This is a genomic window from Kosakonia oryzendophytica (assembly GCF_027886705.1).
GTDB lineage: Bacteria > Pseudomonadota > Gammaproteobacteria > Enterobacterales > Enterobacteriaceae > Kosakonia > Kosakonia oryzendophytica.
This window is the reverse complement of the sequence record NZ_CP115659.1, coordinates 938,357-955,424: the sequence shown is the minus strand read 5'-3', so window position 1 is coordinate 955,424 and position 17,068 is coordinate 938,357. Positions and strand designations below refer to the sequence as shown.

General features: G+C 55.3%; 16 protein-coding genes. 8 read left to right on the top strand and 8 right to left on the bottom strand.

The features are described 5' to 3' along the window. The first annotated feature begins 238 nt into the window (after window positions 1-238). The 4 genes from mutH to O9K67_RS04585 all read left to right on the top strand — a co-directional run bounded on the left by mutH (window position 239) and on the right by O9K67_RS04585 (window position 3,256). Complete coding sequence (mutH, locus tag O9K67_RS04600; RefSeq protein WP_061493322.1) at window positions 239-934, top strand: DNA mismatch repair endonuclease MutH; 696 nt, start codon at window positions 239-241, stop codon at window positions 932-934. Between the two features lie 66 nt (window positions 935-1,000). Then, window positions 1,001-1,714 (top strand): TerC family protein, encoded by a 714-nt coding sequence (locus tag O9K67_RS04595; protein ID WP_061493321.1) that lies wholly within the window; start codon window positions 1,001-1,003, stop codon window positions 1,712-1,714. 153 nt (window positions 1,715-1,867) lie between these two features. Further along, window positions 1,868-2,086, top strand: a complete 219-nt coding sequence (locus O9K67_RS04590; protein ID WP_061493320.1) for a YgdI/YgdR family lipoprotein — start codon at window positions 1,868-1,870, stop codon at window positions 2,084-2,086. A gap of 129 nt (window positions 2,087-2,215) precedes the next feature. After that, window positions 2,216-3,256: an NADP(H)-dependent aldo-keto reductase gene (locus tag O9K67_RS04585; protein WP_061493319.1), complete on the top strand. Its 1,041-nt coding sequence runs from the start codon at window positions 2,216-2,218 to the stop codon at window positions 3,254-3,256. A gap of 4 nt (window positions 3,257-3,260) precedes the next feature. On the opposite strand, the gene lplT is transcribed toward O9K67_RS04585, so the two are convergent. Next, window positions 3,261-4,454 (bottom strand): lysophospholipid transporter LplT, encoded by a 1,194-nt coding sequence (lplT, locus tag O9K67_RS04580; RefSeq protein WP_061493318.1) that lies wholly within the window; start codon window positions 4,452-4,454, stop codon window positions 3,261-3,263. After that, a complete protein-coding gene (aas, locus tag O9K67_RS04575; protein WP_061493317.1) occupies window positions 4,447-6,606 on the bottom strand; it encodes a bifunctional acyl-ACP--phospholipid O-acyltransferase/long-chain-fatty-acid--ACP ligase in 2,160 nt (719 codons plus the stop codon). The genes lplT and aas overlap by 8 nt, the downstream gene beginning before the upstream one ends. A gap of 612 nt (window positions 6,607-7,218) precedes the next feature. Here aas and galR point away from each other — a divergent pair. After that, on the top strand, window positions 7,219-8,226 hold the full coding sequence (gene galR, locus O9K67_RS04570) for an HTH-type transcriptional regulator GalR (protein ID WP_061493316.1): 1,008 nt from the start codon (window positions 7,219-7,221) through the stop codon (window positions 8,224-8,226). A gap of 19 nt (window positions 8,227-8,245) precedes the next feature. Here galR and O9K67_RS04565 read toward each other — a convergent pair whose 3' ends face one another. From O9K67_RS04565 to O9K67_RS04550, 4 genes are read right to left on the bottom strand one after another with little or no spacing between them, the layout of a single operon-like run. Next, on the bottom strand, window positions 8,246-8,722 hold the full coding sequence (locus O9K67_RS04565; RefSeq protein WP_061493315.1) for a GNAT family N-acetyltransferase: 477 nt from the start codon (window positions 8,720-8,722) through the stop codon (window positions 8,246-8,248). Next, entirely contained in the window at window positions 8,719-9,492 is a 774-nt protein-coding gene (locus tag O9K67_RS04560) for a GntR family transcriptional regulator (RefSeq protein ID WP_061493314.1), read from the bottom strand. The genes O9K67_RS04565 and O9K67_RS04560 overlap by 4 nt, the downstream gene beginning before the upstream one ends. Window positions 9,493-9,523: 31 nt before the next feature. Then, complete coding sequence (locus O9K67_RS04555) at window positions 9,524-10,951, bottom strand: glycoside hydrolase family 1 protein (protein WP_061493313.1); 1,428 nt, start codon at window positions 10,949-10,951, stop codon at window positions 9,524-9,526. A gap of 7 nt (window positions 10,952-10,958) precedes the next feature. Then, entirely contained in the window at window positions 10,959-12,287 is a 1,329-nt protein-coding gene (locus O9K67_RS04550) for a PTS sugar transporter subunit IIC (RefSeq protein ID WP_061493312.1), read from the bottom strand. Between the two features lie 243 nt (window positions 12,288-12,530). On the opposite strand from O9K67_RS04550, the gene O9K67_RS04545 reads away from it, so the two are divergent. Next, complete coding sequence (locus tag O9K67_RS04545; protein ID WP_271044661.1) at window positions 12,531-13,535, top strand: LacI family DNA-binding transcriptional regulator; 1,005 nt, start codon at window positions 12,531-12,533, stop codon at window positions 13,533-13,535. Here the strand turns inward: O9K67_RS04545 and lysA are convergent. Continuing rightward, window positions 13,532-14,794, bottom strand: coding sequence for a diaminopimelate decarboxylase (gene lysA, locus O9K67_RS04540; protein ID WP_061493310.1), 1,263 nt, complete (start codon window positions 14,792-14,794; stop codon window positions 13,532-13,534). The genes O9K67_RS04545 and lysA overlap by 4 nt on opposite strands. Before the next feature lie 119 nt (window positions 14,795-14,913). On the opposite strand from lysA, the gene O9K67_RS04535 reads away from it, so the two are divergent. Then, window positions 14,914-15,840: a LysR family transcriptional regulator gene (locus O9K67_RS04535; protein WP_061493309.1), complete on the top strand. Its 927-nt coding sequence runs from the start codon at window positions 14,914-14,916 to the stop codon at window positions 15,838-15,840. Here O9K67_RS04535 and O9K67_RS04530 read toward each other — a convergent pair. Then, on the bottom strand, window positions 15,837-16,529 hold the full coding sequence (locus tag O9K67_RS04530) for an aspartate/glutamate racemase (protein WP_061493308.1): 693 nt from the start codon (window positions 16,527-16,529) through the stop codon (window positions 15,837-15,839). The two genes, O9K67_RS04535 and O9K67_RS04530, sit on opposite strands and share 4 nt — an antisense overlap. Before the next feature lie 148 nt (window positions 16,530-16,677). On the opposite strand from O9K67_RS04530, the gene O9K67_RS04525 reads away from it, so the two are divergent. Further along, window positions 16,678-17,004 carry a cupin domain-containing protein gene (locus tag O9K67_RS04525; RefSeq protein ID WP_061493307.1) on the top strand — a complete coding sequence of 109 codons (327 nt, stop codon included), beginning with the start codon at window positions 16,678-16,680 and terminating at the stop codon, window positions 17,002-17,004. Window positions 17,005-17,068: the final 64 nt, after the last annotated feature.

Genomic DNA, 17,068 nt, shown 5'->3' with positions numbered 1-17,068 from the left:
GAAACAGTAGTGGGGCTTTTCCCCAGTTATCCCACTTTTCTGTGGATAACAGGGTGTAAGATCCTGTTTATTGTCAGTGACCAGATTTGGAAAACCGATCACACTGTTGCGCAACGCCTGATCGATGAAAATAAATTACCTTATAAATCATCGCATTGCTTAGCCAGCATGGAAAAAGGTAAACTGCACAGATGCAGTGCAAAACTGCCGTCTGTTTTTTAACCAAAAGGTTTTTAGCATGTCCGCGTTAGCTCCACTGACAACACCTCCGGAAACAGAAGCTCAGTTGCTGGCTCAGGCGCAGCGCCTGGCAGGCTACTCACTGGGAGAACTGGCGGCAAAGGCAGGGTTGCCCGTTCCCCGCGATCTCAAACGAGATAAAGGGTGGACGGGTGTGTTGCTCGAGCTGTGGTTAGGCGCAAGCGCAGGCAGCAAACCGGAACAGGACTTTGCAGCGTTGGGCGTCGAATTGAAAACGATCCCTGTAGACAGTCAGGGACGCCCGCTGGAAACAACGTTTGTTTGCGTCGCGCCGTTGACCGGCAACAGTGGCGTGGTGTGGGAAACCAGTCACGTTCGCCATAAACTCAAGCGTGTCTTATGGATCCCTATCGAAGGATCGCGGGAAATACCGGTGGCAGAACGCCGGGTTGGCTCGCCCCTGCTCTGGAGCCCGAACGAAGACGAAGAACGGCAGTTACGTCTCGACTGGGAAGAGTTGATGGACCTGATCGTGTTAGGGAGAGTCACCCGTATTACCGCGCGTCACGGCGAAGTGATGCAGTTACGCCCGAAGGCGGCCAACAGCAAAGCACTCACCGAAGCGATCGGCGAGCATGGCGAACGGATCCTCACCTTACCCCGCGGTTTTTATCTGAAAAAGAACTTCACCAGTGCCCTGCTGGCTCGTCATTTTTTACTCTCCGGATATTAAATTTTTGCCACAGCAACGCTGGCGCTTATAATTAGCGCTTCTTTTTTTTGGCAGGACTTTGCTTAAATGTTATTTGCATGGATAACCGACCCCAACGCCTGGCTGGCGCTCGGAACATTGACGCTACTGGAGATCGTTCTCGGGATCGACAATATTATTTTCCTCTCTCTGGTCGTCGCCAAACTTCCCACTGCACAACGTAATCACGCACGTCGCCTTGGGCTTGCAGCGGCAATGATCATGCGCCTGTTACTGCTGGCGTCTATTGCTTGGGTGACCAGGCTGACGCACCCACTGTTCAGCGTGTTTGATCACAACGTTTCCGCCCGCGATTTGATTCTTTTTCTCGGCGGCTTGTTCCTGATCTGGAAAGCAAGCAAAGAGATCCACGAATCGATCGAGGGGGAAGAAGAAGGGTTGAAGACCAATGTGCACTCTTTCCTTGGCGCTATCGTGCAAATCATGCTGCTGGATATCATTTTCAGCCTTGATTCCGTGATCACCGCCGTGGGCCTGTCGGATCATCTGTTCATCATGATGGCCGCCGTGGTGATTGCCGTTGGCGTAATGATGTTTGCTGCGCGGCCGATCGGCGAATTTGTTGATCGCCATCCGTCGGTCAAAATGCTGGCATTGTCGTTTCTGATCCTTGTTGGCTTTACGCTGATCCTGGAAAGCGTCTCTATACATGTGCCGAAAGGCTATATCTACTTTGCGATGTTCTTCTCCATTGCCGTTGAAACGCTCAACCTGATGCGTAACAAGAAGAATCCGCTGTAATGTTCACGCTTCCTCTTCGGAGGAAGCGTTCTTCGCTGTTCCTCTCTCCTCATCCTCTCTTTTCAGATCTTTTCAGATAATCCCGCTTTTTCATCACCCGATCGCACGTTATTACTAGACTTGTGTATGACAGGCCGTGAGAGGGGCAGGATGATGAAAAAATGGGCAGTGCTGATTTCCGCAGTGGGACTGGTTTTTGCTGTTTCCGGATGCAGCAGCGATTATGTTATGGCGACAAAAGATGGCAGGATGATCCTGACGCAAGGTAAACCAGAAATTGATGATGAGACCGGGCTGGTCAGCTACCACGATCAGCAAGGCAATAAAATGCAGATTAACCGTGATGACATATCCCAGATTATTGAGCGCTAAGAAATCCCTATAAAGGTCAGTAACCTGCTGGCCTTTTTTTGAATTTCCGCTTTCCCTTTCTCTTCCCCTCTGCCATGGTTATATTCCTTTGTCAGGAGCTCTGACGTTGTTTGATTGAGGAAGCCGGCTATGCACTATCACCGTATCCCCCACAGTTCGCTTGAAATCAGCACCCTGGGGCTGGGCACAATGACGTTTGGTGAACAAAACAGCGAAGCCGACGCCCACGCACAGCTCGACTATGCCGTCAGCCAGGGCATAAACCTGATTGATGTTGCAGAGATGTACCCTGTCCCGCCACGCCCGGAAACACAAGGGCTGACTGAAACCTACGTCGGCAACTGGCTGGCGAAACGCGGCAACCGCGAAAAACTGGTGATCGCCTCTAAAGTCAGCGGCCCGAGCCGCAACAATGACAGCGGCATCCGCCCCAATCAGGCGCTGGATCGCAAAAACATCCGCAGCGCGCTGGATGCGAGTTTAAAGCGTCTGCAAACCGATTATCTCGACCTGTACCAGGTGCACTGGCCGCAGCGCGCCACCAACTGCTTCGGCAAACTGGGTTATAGCTGGGTAGAGAGTGCACCGGTCATCACGCTGTTGGAAACGTTGGAAGCGCTGACCGAATTTCAACGCGCCGGGAAAATCCGTTATATCGGCGTCTCAAACGAGACCGCCTTTGGCGTGATGCGTTATCTTCACCTGGCAGAAAAACATGAACTGCCGCGCATTGTGACCATTCAAAACCCGTATAGCCTGCTAAACCGCAGCTATGAAGTGGGCCTGGCGGAAGTGAGCCAGTATGAAGGCGTTGAGCTGCTGGCCTACTCCTGCCTGGCGTTTGGCACGCTGACCGGCAAATACCTCAACGGCGCGAAACCCGCAGGCGCGCGAAATACCTTGTTCAGCCGCTTCACGCGTTACAGTGGGGAGCAGGCGCAAAAAGCCGTGGCGGCCTATGTGGATATTGCTAAACGGCACAACCTCGATCCGGCGCAAATGGCGCTGGCTTTCGTGCGCCGTCAGCCCTTCGTCGCCAGCACCCTGCTGGGCGCAACGACGATGGAACAACTGAAGACCAATGTGGAGAGCCTGCACCTGGAGCTCAGCGAAGCGGTGCTGGCGGAAATTGAAGCGGTGCACCAGGTGTATACCTACCCCGCTCCGTAACCTGCTAACGGCGGCGCTGCCAGATCCACAGCGCCGCAATCGCCAACGCAAACAGCGTCCCGAAGCCAACGCCCACGCCAACCACCGGCGCCCCCGCTTTTACCGCCAGCGAATAGAGCCCCAGCATCAGCAACATCGCCATATTTTCGCCGAGGTTTTGCACCGCGATGGCGTTGCCCGCGCCCACAGATGCTTTACCGATTGCCTGCAATAGCGCATTTAAAGGCACGACGAAGAAGCCGCCCAGCGCACCAATCAGCAGCAAAACGCCATACGCAGGCAGTAATGCATGTTGTAACGAAAACAGCGTCACCGCCACACCGATCAGGATCCCGGCAGGCATACAGCGGGCAACGGTATCCAGCGTCACCAGTTTTGCCGCCAGGCCCGCTCCCGCCACAATACCCACGGCCACCATTGCATTCAGATAGGTTGGCGTGGCGTTATCGGTAATGCCCAGCGCCACCGGCACCCACAGCACCAGTAAAAAACGCAGCGTCACGCCCGCCCCCCAAAACAGACTGGTACCCACCAGTGAAAAGCGCGTCTCACCGTTGCGCCACAGGTTTTTGCAAGCGCTGAAAAAGCTGTGGGTCATCGGCGTAAAGTGCCAGGATTGCCCCGGCCGCGCAGCAGGCAGTTTAGGGATCATCAGGTTGGCGACCACAGCAGCGCCATATACCACCGCACACACGCCCAGCGCCGCCAGCACATGCCAGTCGGCCAGCACGCCACCAGCCACCGAACCCAGCAGGATCGCCGCAATGGTGGAAGACTCCATCAGGCCATTGGCTTTCACCAGCTTATCACCAGTGGTAATTTCACCCAGAATGCCGTATTTCGCCGGGGAGTAGGCCGCTGCGCCAATCCCCACCAGCAGATATCCCACAAACGGGTTCACGCCGATACAGATACTCACCGCGCCCAACAGTTTTAACCCGTTGGCCACCATCATTACTCGCCCTTTGGCATAGCTGTCGGCGACCTGACCGACAAAAGGAGCGAAAAGAATGTAAGCGCCCACAAACACCATCTGCAATACCGGCTGGCTCCAGTCAGGGTAAAACTCCGCTTTCAGCAGCGCCAGGGTGGCAAACAGCAGCGCGTTATCGCCAAACGCCGAGAGAAACTGAGCGGCAATCACCGCCATCATCCCCCGCGACCACAGCGAAGTGTTAGTGCTTACTGACTCACGCATGCGTGGATTCATCCTCTTCAACCATACCTTTCAGTGTAACGAAATCGGGTTTGCCGCTACCAAGCAGCGGAAGTTGCTTCAGGAAACGAATATCGCGCGGCACGGCCAGTTCCGGGATGCCATGCGCACGCGCCTGCTGGAGCAGTTTGTCGCGCGTCAGCGCATCATCGGTGGTAAACATCACCAGCGCCTCGCCTTTGCTGGCATCGCTTTTGATGACCGTAGCATGCAGTTTGTCAGGCGAGGTCATCAGCGCCAGCTGTTCCACCGTCTCCAGCGATACCATCTCACCCGCGATTTTGGCAAAGCGTTTCGCGCGCCCCTGAATCTGAACAAAGCCTTGCTCATCAAAACGCACGATATCGCCCGTGTCATACCAGCCAGGCTCCAGCTCACCATGAACATTCTCCGCGGCGGGCGTTTCCAGCACTCCGGGGTTTTCCACCCGCAGGTAACCGGTCATCACATTAGGCCCTTTAAGTTGCAGCCGACCGCCCTCTTCAATGCCCGGCACCGCCAGCAAGCGGGCGTCCATCCCCGGCAGGATCCGCCCGACGGTACCCGGTTTGGCCGCCATCGGCACATTGATCGATACCACCGGCGCGCACTCCGTTACGCCATACCCTTCGAGAATGCGCAAACCGAACTTGTCCTGCCAGAGCTGGCGGGTGCTCTCCTGCAATTTCTCTGCGCCTGCCACCACATAGCGCAGACGGTAAAAATCATAGGGATTGGCAAAACGAGCGTAATTCCCAAGGAACGTCGATGTGCCGAACAGCACCGTACAGTTCCGGTCGTACACCAACTCCGGCACAATGCGATAGTGCAGCGGGCTGGGGTAGAGAAACACCTGGGCGCCAGTCAGCAATGGGGTCAACAACCCAACCGTCAGGCCAAAGGAGTGGAACAACGGCAGCGCCGACATAAAACGGTCATTGGCGGTAAAGTCGGCGATGGTCTTAATCTGCTCGACATTCGCCAGAAGACTCTTGTGGCTATGCACCACGCCTTTAGGATGGCCTTCAGAACCGGAGGTAAAGAGGATCAGCGCCGGATCTTCCGGCTTTTGCGCAACCTGCGCTTTTAATGGTGTCAGCAAATGGCGGAAGATCCACAGCTTATCTTCCAGTTTGACGTCGCTTTTCAAATCTTCGAGGTAAACCCAGCGCACCTGGGTCAGTTGCTCCGGCAGATGCCACAGCTTGCCTTTCTCCATAAAGGTGCGCGAGGTAAAAATGGTCTTGATTTGCGCTGCGGTAATGGCGCTGCTCAGCCCTTTCACCCCGGCGGTGTAGTTCATCATCGCCGGAATTCGCCCACGGGCGATAGCGCCGAAAATGACCGCCGCGCTGATCCCGGCATTCGGTAACATCAGGCCGATTTTCTCTCCCTGCGCCGTGTATTTATCCAGAATACGCGCCACAAACAACGTTTTGGTCAACAACTTACGGTAACTGTCGGGGGTGAAGTTGATATCTTCTACGCAGGGCTTCTTTTCACCATAGCGGTACTGCGCCGAGAGCAACGCTTCGAACAGCGTTTCACGCGGGCGCACCGCCATGCGGGCTTCCATCATGATTTGATGCAACATCTCGCCCGCCAGTTTACGGCGATCGCGCGCACGTGGGGCATCCGGCATCGGTAATTGCGTTGGCGGCAGAATATGCAGCGTAATGCGCGGGAACAGGCGCTGTTTAACCAGCCCTTTCAGGCGGCTGAAATACGTAAGCTCCGCGCCATCAATGCGCAGTGGAACCACTGTCGCGCCGGACTTTGCCGCCACAAACCCAGCGCCATCGTAAATTTTCATTAGCGAACCAGAAACGGAAATACGCCCTTCCGGAAATATCACCACCGGCCGTCCCTGCTCTACCAGTCGCACCAGATGCTTAATGGACATCGGTTTGGTGGGGTCGAGCGGCACAAAATCAATGATTGAGCTTATCCAGCGCATATACCACTGGGTACTGATTGAGGTGTAAACAGCGAAAACCGGGCGCACAGGCAGGAACAACGCCAGCAGAATGCCATCAATAAAAGAGACGTGGTTAGGGGTGATTAATACACGCTCGCCATGCAGCGCCTCTGTTTTTCCGGTCAGTTGCACCCGGAACAACACCTGAAACAGGCTGCGGAAAAAGCCCAGTAGCATTTCAACTCCTTTTGCCAGTCAATTAAGCACAATGTCTTCAAATTGTGGCAGATTACACGAGAAGCGCAGGAGGGAAAACGCGGGCAAAAAAAAACCTGCGCGTCCGCGCAGGTTGGTGCAATAAATAAGTACGAAGAGTGTACCGAATACTTCACCAATCAATACCTCTGGGAACTTGATTGTGGCGTGGGGTATCGCGCGTTACCAGCGGGAAAAAGCAAGAGAATGAGCCGAAGTGAAACCAGGTATGTCTATCATTGATTCCTGTTACACCCCGGAAAACCGCAAAAAAAAACCTGCGCATCTGCGCAGGTTGGTGTAATTCGAGTGTGCAACCCCGAGGGTTGCCTTCACCTATCAATACCTCTGGGATCCCTACTTTGTCACGCGGGGTATAGCGCCACCAGCGGACAATCGAAACAGCCTTTCGCAAAGTGTAACTAAAGGTTTTCACTGTATTAATCGGTAAAACTTTTATGTGTAACGTTTTCACCTGCTTGCCACGCGTCACTTCACGTTTGCACGTTCCCGTCCGGCAACCTCCTTGATTAGCCCTCCCTTTTCCGTAACACTAGCCGGTGTGTAAACGCTTACCTCTAAGGACGGTGCATCATGGCGACCATCAAAGATGTCGCACGGCTGGCGGGCGTCTCCGTAGCAACGGTTTCCCGCGTCATTAACGACTCGCCAAAAGCGAGCGAAGCCTCGCGTTTGGCGGTGCAAAATGCAATGGATACCCTCAATTACCATCCCAACGCGAATGCCCGTGCGCTGGCGCAACAGTCGACAGAAACCGTCGGTCTGGTTGTGGGCGATGTGTCCGATCCCTTTTTTGGCGCTATGGTGAAAGCAGTCGAACAGGTGGCCTCCGCCACCGGCAATTTTCTGCTGATTGGCAACGGCTACCATAACGAAGAGAAAGAGCGTAAAGCGATTGAACAGTTGATCCGCCATCGCTGCGCCGCGCTGGTGGTACACGCCAAGATGATTCCCGATGACGAGCTGGCGTCGTTGATGAAGCAGATGCCAGGTATGGTGTTAATTAACCGTATCCTGCCGGGTTTTGAGCAGCGTTGTGTCGCGCTGGATGATCGCTACGGCGCCTGGCTGGCGACCCGCCACCTGATCCAACAGGGTCATACGCGCATTGGCTACATCTGTTCGAACCACGCCATTTCAGATGCGGAGGATCGGTTGCAAGGTTACTACGACGCACTGAAGGAGCACGGGCTGCCCTGCAACGACAGACTGGTGACCTTTGCTGAACCCGATGAGAGTGGTGGTGAACAGGCGATGACCGAACTGTTGGGGCGCGGCAGAAACTTTACCGCTGTCGCCTGTTATAACGATTCGATGGCAGCAGGGGCGATGGGGGTACTGAACGATAACGGCATTGACGTGCCGCGCGAAATTTCCCTGATTGGTTTTGATGACGTGCTGGTGTCGCGCTATGTGCGCCCGCGCCTGACGACCGTGCGCTACCCGATTATCACAATGGCGACGCAGGCCGCTGAATTAGCGCTGGCGCTGGCGTCCAGTCAGCCATTACCCGATGTCACCCATCTGTTTAACCCGACGCTGGTGCGTCGCCACTCGGTGATGACGCCGCAGGAAAGCTAACTCTGGTGTTAATGGTGTGCTACCCAGCCTGCAAATCCGGCAAACAGCACAACGCAATGCGGTAAAGATGAACGATGGTGTTGGGGTAATCGAGCGCATCACCAATGTAGTGCCAGCCGTAACGCTCGTAAAAATCGCGGCAGGCGGAGTAAAGATGCAACTGGCTGAAGCCCATGGCTCTGGCCTGTTGCATGACATGTCGCTGTAGCTGCCCCGCCAGCCCCTGCCCGCGCGCGCTCTCTTTCACGTACAGCGCCGCCAGCCACGGGTACAGATCCTGTCGGCTAATCAGATCGCAGCGCCACAATCCCACCGTAGCCAGCAACGCATCCCCGTCGAGCAACACAAAGGTCAACGGTAACTGCCCCGGCGTCTGGCTGTGCTGGATAATACTGGCGAAAAAATCACGCGGCAGCGAATCACCAAACTCACGCCACAGCCATTCGGTGACCTGCTCCGCATGGTGCGGGGCGTCGTACAATGGAACGATCGTCACATTAATTTTCCCTGAAAAATCGGCACGGATTCAAAAAGATAGCCGTCAAAATCCGGCGCATCCTCGTCGGACAGCTCCAGCAGACTCTTTTTTACGTTTTCCAGATGTTGCCACATTGCCTGCCACGCCCCCATCACATCGCGGCGGCGCAGCGCCGCCAGCAGCGTCTGGCGATCGCCAAGCCATTTCAGGCGATACGGGCGACTGGCAATATGCACATTAAATTGCTGCCACAGCGGACTACTGTCCATTTGGTGCCAGATGCTTTCCACCGTCGCCAGCAGCATCTGGTTTTGCGATGCACCCGCCAGCACCAGATGGAACATTTTGCTGTTATCCTGCGAGGTGTCATTCATAGCGATGGCGCGCTGCTCTTGCTCGAGGATGCGCCGCAGATTATCGATATCCGCCCGGGTGGCCATTTTCGCGGCAAAGGCGGCGATATTACTTTCCAACAGCTGGCGCGCCTGCAAAATCTCAAACGGGCCAACATCGCTACTTAAAAAGCGCTCTTCCTCATTTTCATGCTCCTGCGGAATGCGCATCACATACACGCCCGATCCCTGGCGAATATCCACCGTGCCTTGCAGTTCCAGCATCAGCAAGGCTTCGCGAACTATCGTGCGGCTGACGCCATACTTTTCGGCGATATTGCGCTCCGGCGGCAAACGCGAGCCAACGGGGTAATGCCCGTTGATGATTTGCTCACGTAAATCTTCGCCAATCTCCTGGTACTGTTTTTTTTCCGGCGGGACGACGGCCTTCTCCACAATATCACCTGCGCTTTTCAGTCATTGCGTTCTATTTTACGTCATCATCGAGGGTGAGGGTCAACTGACGCTCATCGCTTAGCTGGCGATACCATGACAAGGACTTCTTCGCCCGGCGATCGCGGTTGTTTTGCAGATCAATCTCCACCAACCCGTAACGGTTCTTGAAAGCGTTCATTGGCGAGACATTATCGGTGAATGCCCACAGCATGTAGCCCTGGCAGTTTGCGCCCGCTTCCCGTGCGCGCAGGGTTTGCCACAGATGCTCGCTGATAAACGCAATACGGTAATCATCCTCGATCATCCCTTGCGCATTGCGAAACCGCCCTTCGTTCTCCACGCCCATACCGCTTTCGGCAACAAACCACGGAATATTGCCGTACGCGTTTTTAATGCGCATCGCCATGTCGTAAATAATGGAAGGCAGGATCTCCCAGCCACGGGATGTGTTCATTCGCCGCCCCGGCAATTCAAACGGCTCATAATAATATGCCGGGTGGAAAGGGGTGTCCGGGTGCCAGGCGCGAGATGGGGCTTTGACCCGGTGCGGATAGTAGAGATTAATCCCCAGCTCATCGACGGTGTTATCACGAATGATCGCCAGCTCATCTTCGCTGTAGTCCCAGGCGACCTGGTGTTTCTCCAGCAGCGCAAACAGCTCCGGCGGGTAGTGCCCTTTCACCATCGGATCGAGGAAGACGCGGTTATAGAACAGATCGTAACGCTCAGCGGCCAGCACGTCGTGCGGCGCACGGGAGCGCGGATAGGTCACTTCCGGGTTGAGAATGCAGCCCACCGTACCGGTGTAGCCCTTTTCGCGGAACAGCTTCACCACCTTTGCCGTCGCCAGGTTTTTGTGGTGATTCCACTGCATCCAGGTACCGGTGTTCTGTTCATAAGGCCAGCGTAGCGCATCAAGGTAAACGCGGGTTTGCACCACGATCGGCTCATTAAAGGTAAACCAGCGCGTCACTTTATGATGAAAACGCTCAAACACCTTTTCGGCATACAGCAGATACAGCTCCACGACCTTTTTCGATGCCCAACCGCCATACGTTTCCAGCAGATAACCGGGCAGTTCGTAATGCTCAAGGCAGATCATCGGCACAATGCCGTTGCGCTGCATCTCATCGAACAGTGCGTCGTAATAAGCCGCGTAGGTTTCATCCACCACACCCTGCTCGTAATCGATCAGAAAACGCGCCCAGTTGATCGAGGTGCGGTAGTGGGTTAACCCCGCTTGCTTCATCAATTGCACATCTTCGCGAAAACGCTGGTAAAAGTTGGTTGCTACCGCCGGACCATACCCCTCATGCCAGACATGACGATCGTTTTTGTACCAGAGATCGGGCCAGGAATCCTGCCCCTCCCGTTTATCGATCCAGCCTTCTGTTTGCCAGGCCGACGCGGCAGCACCGAGGATAAATGACGGTGGTATGGCGATGGTTTTCGTACTCATGGTTTCCTCAGGCGTTAGACGGCGTTTCTGCCTGCAACTGCGCCTGCTCTGCGCGGCGGGAGGCAATTTTCACAAACGGCAGGTAGATAACGACGGCAGTAATAATGCAGATCAGTTGCGTCACCACCGCGCCCATCGAACCGGCGGTAGAGAGCCAGGCATTGATCAGCGGCGGTGTCGTCCAGGGCACCATCACCACGGCTTTTCCGGCAAACCCCGTCACGGTGGCGAAGTAGCCAATCGAGCCGGTCACCAGCGGCGTGATAATAAACGGGATGGCAAGGATCGGGTTCAGCATGATCGGCATCCCGAATATCACCGGTTCGTTAATATTGAAGATCCCCGGCCCGATGGAGAGCTTCGCGATCTCTTTCATCTCTTTGCGTTTGGTGGCAATCATCACCGCAATCAGCAGACCGATGGTCAACCCGGAGCCGCCGATGCTCATATACACGTCCCAGAATGGCATAGTGATGATATTCGGCACCTCTTTACCCTGCTCAAAGGCGCTCATATTGACGGTGATCGCCCCCAGCAGCAGCGGCTCGCGAATCGGTTTGATCATCTGGTTGCCGTGGATACCGATGACCCAGAACAACTGTGCGACAAACATCAGCAACAGGATCCCCGGCAGGCTCTGCACGACGCGCTCCAGCGGCTGTTGCACTACCTGGTAAACGGCATCGTACAGATACATGCCGGTCACTTTCTGAAAGGCAAAACCGAAAGTGGCAATCACCGTGGTGGTGATAATCGCCGGGATCAGCGCCGAGAACGATGCGGAGACATTTGGCGGTACCGTGTCCGGCATTTTGATCTTCAGCCCTTCACGGTTTTCCAGCCAGCAGTAGATCTCCACTGACAAAATGGCGATAAACATGCCAAGGAACAGGCTACGGGTGTCAGAGAACTGACGCAGCAGCACATCTTTCACCACGTGCATCTGCCCGTCCACCAGCATCTCAACGGTGGTTGGCGTGACGCAAATAAAGCAGATCACCGCCAGCAGGCCAGGAAACAGCGACTTGATGCCGTTTATGCGCCCCAGTTCAATACCGATTAAAAACACCGCGCCAATGTTGAGGAAGTTGAGCGTGGCGTAGTTGATGGCGCTGGTTATGGGTTTCAGCGCCGCCAGAAATGACAGTGCCTGAAAACTGGCGAGTCCGTTTTTCGGATCCAGCACCATATTGGAGATCAGCACGGAAAACGCGCCGACGATGATCACCGGCATCAGAGTAATAAACGAAGATTTGATCGCCATAATATAGCGATAGCTGTTGAATTTTGTGGCAAAACTACCCAGAGAATCGATGAGTTTGTCTTGTAGGGCCATGAGTTAACACCTCAGTAAAGGGGTTTTTTTATTGAAACCGGGATACAGCTCAATCCCATTTGGCATACCAAAAATAGTCATGGATGGAGAAAAGTTCTGTGACTCGCCTCGCAACGCTGCTTCTGGTATTCCAAAACGAAACGACAGCCCACATTGGCATACCACCTTGCATTGATCAGGGCTTTTTCGTGAGTGTGGTAAACTGCGTTTGATTACGCGAAACGAGAGCCCGTTATGGTCACAATGCTGGAAGTCTCACTGCGCGCGGGTGTGTCGAAAGCGACGGTGTCCCGCGTTCTCAACAACACAGGCCAGGTGAAAGAAAGCACCCGCAACCAGGTCTTTAAGGCGATGGAAGAGCTGGGCTACCGGCCTAATTTCCTTGCCCGCTCGCTGGCGAACCGCACCAGCAATAGCATCGGTCTGGTGGTCTCCAGCTTTGACGGCTTCTATTTTGGCCGACTGTTGCAGCAGGCCTCACGCCAGGCTGAACGGCATGGCAAACAGTTGATCGTGACCGACGGGCACGACACGCCGGAGCGGGAAGAGCTGGCGGTGCAGATGCTGGCCGATCGTCGCTGCGACGCCATTATTCTCTACACCCGCTTTATGAGTGAAAACGCGATCCTGCAACTGATCGACAGCGTATCGATGCCGCTTGTCGTCATTAACCGCGAGGTGGTGCAGGCGCACGATAAATGTGTGTTCTTTGAGCAACAGGACGCAGCTTTTCAGGCGGTGGATTACCTGATACGCCAGGGGCACCGCGAAATAGCCTGCATTACTGTTCCGATGCATACTCCCACCGGTAAAGCCCGGTTGATGGGCTATCGCAAGGCGCTGGAACACCATGGGATCGACTGGGATCCGGCAAAAGTAAAATACGGTGACTCCACCATGACGCGCGGCTATGAACTGTGTCGGGAAATGTTGCAGGAAGGTGCCAGCATCAGCGCCCTGTTCGCCTGTAATGACGATATGGCGCTGGGCGCTTCTAAGGCTATCTGGCAGGCGGGTTTACGCATTCCGCAGGATATTTCCCTGTTCGGCTTCGATGACGCCCCCAGCGCACGCTGGCTGGAGCCGGGTCTGTCAACGGTCTATCTGCCTATTGATACCATGATCACCACAGCGATTGACCAGGCGATCAGGTTGGCCAATAAGACGGCTGTCGATGCGATCCCACCGTTTACCGGCACGCTGGTGTTGCGCGAGTCAGTGGCGGCGGGACCGTATAGTGCGGTTTAGCACTGCTCCAGCGCGAGCAGTTCTTCAATGGTCTGACGACGGCGAATCAGCCGCGCCACACCCTTATCAAACAGCACTTCCGGCAGTAGCGGGCGGCTATTGTAGTTCGACGACATTGATGCACCGTAGGCGCCGGTATCATGCAACACCAGATAATCACCCGGCGCAACCTCCGGCAGCGCGCGGGTTTCAACTTTGCCCCCCTCCTGCTGGGTAAAGACATCGCCGGATTCGCACAACGGCCCCGCCACCACAGTGTCAATCAGGGCGGCATTTCGCAGATCCCGGCCATCCGCCGCCAGCGCGGTAATGTGGTGATAGCTGCCATACATCGCCGGACGCATCAGGTCGTTAAAACCGGCATCAATCAGCACAAAGTGGCGGCTGCCCATATTTTTCACGCTGCGCACCTGCGAAACCAGCACACCGGACTCCGCCACCAGGAAACGTCCCGGTTCGATCTCCAGTTTCACGGCATGACCAAGATGCCGGGCGATCTGCTCACGCGCGGCATTCCACAAACCGAAATAGTGTGCGGTATCAACCTGCGCTTCCCCTTCATGATACGGAATTGAGAGGCCTCCCCCTGCGGAAATCGCCGGCAGATCCTGGCCGAAATCCACCACCTGGCGCACCATCGCGCCGCATACCTGCTCCAGATGACCATAATCCACACCGGAACCGATGTGCATATGAATGCCCGCCAGTTGCAACTGGTAACGCTGCATGACCGCCAGCGCCGCCCCCAGATCGCTGTACCAGATGCCGTGTTTACTGTTTTCGCCGCCGGTGTTGGTTTTCTGGCTGTGACCGTGACCAAACCCCGGGTTAACACGCAGCCAGACACGATGACCCGGCGATACCGCCCCCAGTTGTTCCAGCATATCCACCGAACCGGCATTGACCGCGATACCCAGCTCACTGACACGCGCCAGTGTCGCGTCATCAATCACGTCAGCGGTGAAAACAATATCATCCGGATGCGTTTTAGGATCGTAGCCCGCCGCCAGCGCACGCTCGATTTCGCCCAGCGATACCGAATCCACTTTGACGCCCTGCTCACGCATTAACCGCAGAATATGGATGTTCGAGCAGGCTTTCTGCGCGAAGCGTACCACGTCGAAGTCGCGCAGTTTGGCGATTTGCGCGCGGATGATTTGTGCGTCGTAAACCCATACCGGGCAACCAAATTCGGCAGGCAGTCTCAGCAGGTTGGCAGCGTTAAGGTCAGTCTCAGTCTGGTGTAATGGGCGTGGCATGATGGGCTCCGTCGATATTTTTCATCATTACGCCACACGGTGAAGAGAATAAAAAATATCGTTTTATCGCGAGTCTATGCAAAAATGATATGGAACACCTTTAACAACCGGATACCGCCATGCCCGCTGTTAACCTGCGCCATATCGAAATTTTTCATGCAGTGATGACCACCGGCAACCTCACCGAGGCCGCCGCACTGCTACATACCTCGCAACCGACGGTAAGCCGGGAGCTGGCGCGGTTTGAAAAAGTGCTGGGATTAACGCTGTTTGAGCGCACACGTGGACGCCTGCATCCCACAGTGCAGGGGCTGCGGCTATTTGAAGAGGTACAGCGTTCCTGGTACGGGCTGGACAGGATCATCAGCGCCGCCGAAAGCCTGCGCGAATTCCGCCAGGGCGAATTGTCGGTCGCCTGCTTGCCGGTCTTCTCACAATCCTTTTTACCGCTGCTGTTACAGCCCTTTCTCACCCGCTATCCGGACGTCAGCCTGAATATCGTGCCGCAGGAGTCGCCATTGCTGGAAGAGTGGTTGTCGGCACAACGCCACGATCTGGGGTTAACGGAAACACTGACCACACCTGCCGGTACGGAACGTACACCGCTGCTAACCTGCAATGAAGTATGCGTGATGCCGCAGTATCATCCGCTGGCGCGTAAAAGCGTGCTGACACCAGCGGATTTTCATGCCGAGAACTACATCAGTTTGTCGCGCACCGACAGTTACCGGCAACTGTTGGATACGCTGTTCAACGAACATCAGGTGAAGCGCCGCATGGTGCTGGAGACCCACAGCGCCGCATCGGTTTGCGCGATGGTGCGCGCCGGGGTTGGCATTTCGGTCGTGAACCCGTTAACAGCGCTGGATTACGCCGCCAGCGGCGTTGCCGTCCGTCGCTTCAGTATCGATGTTCCTTTTACGGTCAGCCTGATCCGCCCTCTGCACCGCCCCGCTTCCGCGCTGGTCAACGCCTTTACACAGCACTTGCAAGCCGCCATGCCGCGGGTAACCCAACCGCTGGCGGCGATGCTCGGGACCGTTTAAGAGAGCATAAACTCCACGGCGTCGGCGGCATGGAGCGCCGCGGTGTCAAAGACCCTGATCGGGCAGTGTGTCTCCGGCAGCAGCAGACCGATTTCGGTACAGCCAAAAATCACGCCTTCAGCCCCTTCCGCCGCCAACTGTTTGATCAAATTCAAAAAGTAGTAGCGCGACTCATCGGTGAAGGTGCCGAGGCACAGTTGATCGAAGATGATTTCATTGACGCGTACGCGATCTTCCGGACCCGGTACGCGGGTTTTGATGCCGAACTGTTTTTCCAGACGCCCGCGATAAAAATCCTGCTCCATGGTGTAGCGCGTACCGAGCAGCGCGACGTTACTCAGTCCGGCGTTTTCAATCGCCCGGCCAGTGGCATCGGCAATGTGCAGAAAGGGAATATGGCAGCGCTCCTCGATTTGCCCCGCCACTTTGTGCATGGTGTTGGTGCACAGCACAATCGCCTGTGCGCCCGCCTGCTCCAGCCCAGCCGCCGCCTGGGCAAGAATTTCCCCGGCTTTGTGCCATTGCGCCGTGGCCTGACAGGCTTCAATCTCATGAAAATCCACGCTGTGCAGAAGTATGCTCGCGGAGTGCAAACCACCCAGGCGGGCTTTGACACCCTCATTAATCAGGCGGTAGTAGGGAACGGTCGATTCCCAGCTCATTCCGCCCAGCAGTCCTATCGTTTTCATCGTTTGTCTCCGTGGGTTAGTGCACTCAGTCAATCAAAGTTGTGATCGACTTTCAACTTCTCTGGCCTCACATTTATTTTTGCCTGCCGCTGAGATAAATTATTTTGAAACATCGTTTCATCTTATTACTCAACCACAGGACAGCCAGATGTTTATCTTTCATAAAGACACTCAGCTTGACGATCTGGGCAATGGTGTTACCCGCCGCATTCTGGCCCATGACGGCAAAATGATGGCCGTCGAGGTCATGTTTGAACAAGGCGCCATTGGCCCGATGCATAACCATCCTCATGAACAACTCACTTATGTCTTATCCGGTGAATTCGAATTTACCATCGGTGATGAGAAACATATCGTCACGGCAGGCGATACTCTTTATAAGCAACCGCACATTATGCACGGCTGCGTGTGCCTGAAAGCCGGTACGCTGCTGGACACCTTCACGCCGGTGCGAGAAGACTTTTTGAAAGCGTGATCCTGAGCACGTTATTACGCCCCCTGTTAACGCCCTCTTCATTGCGGGCGTTTTCATTTCATTT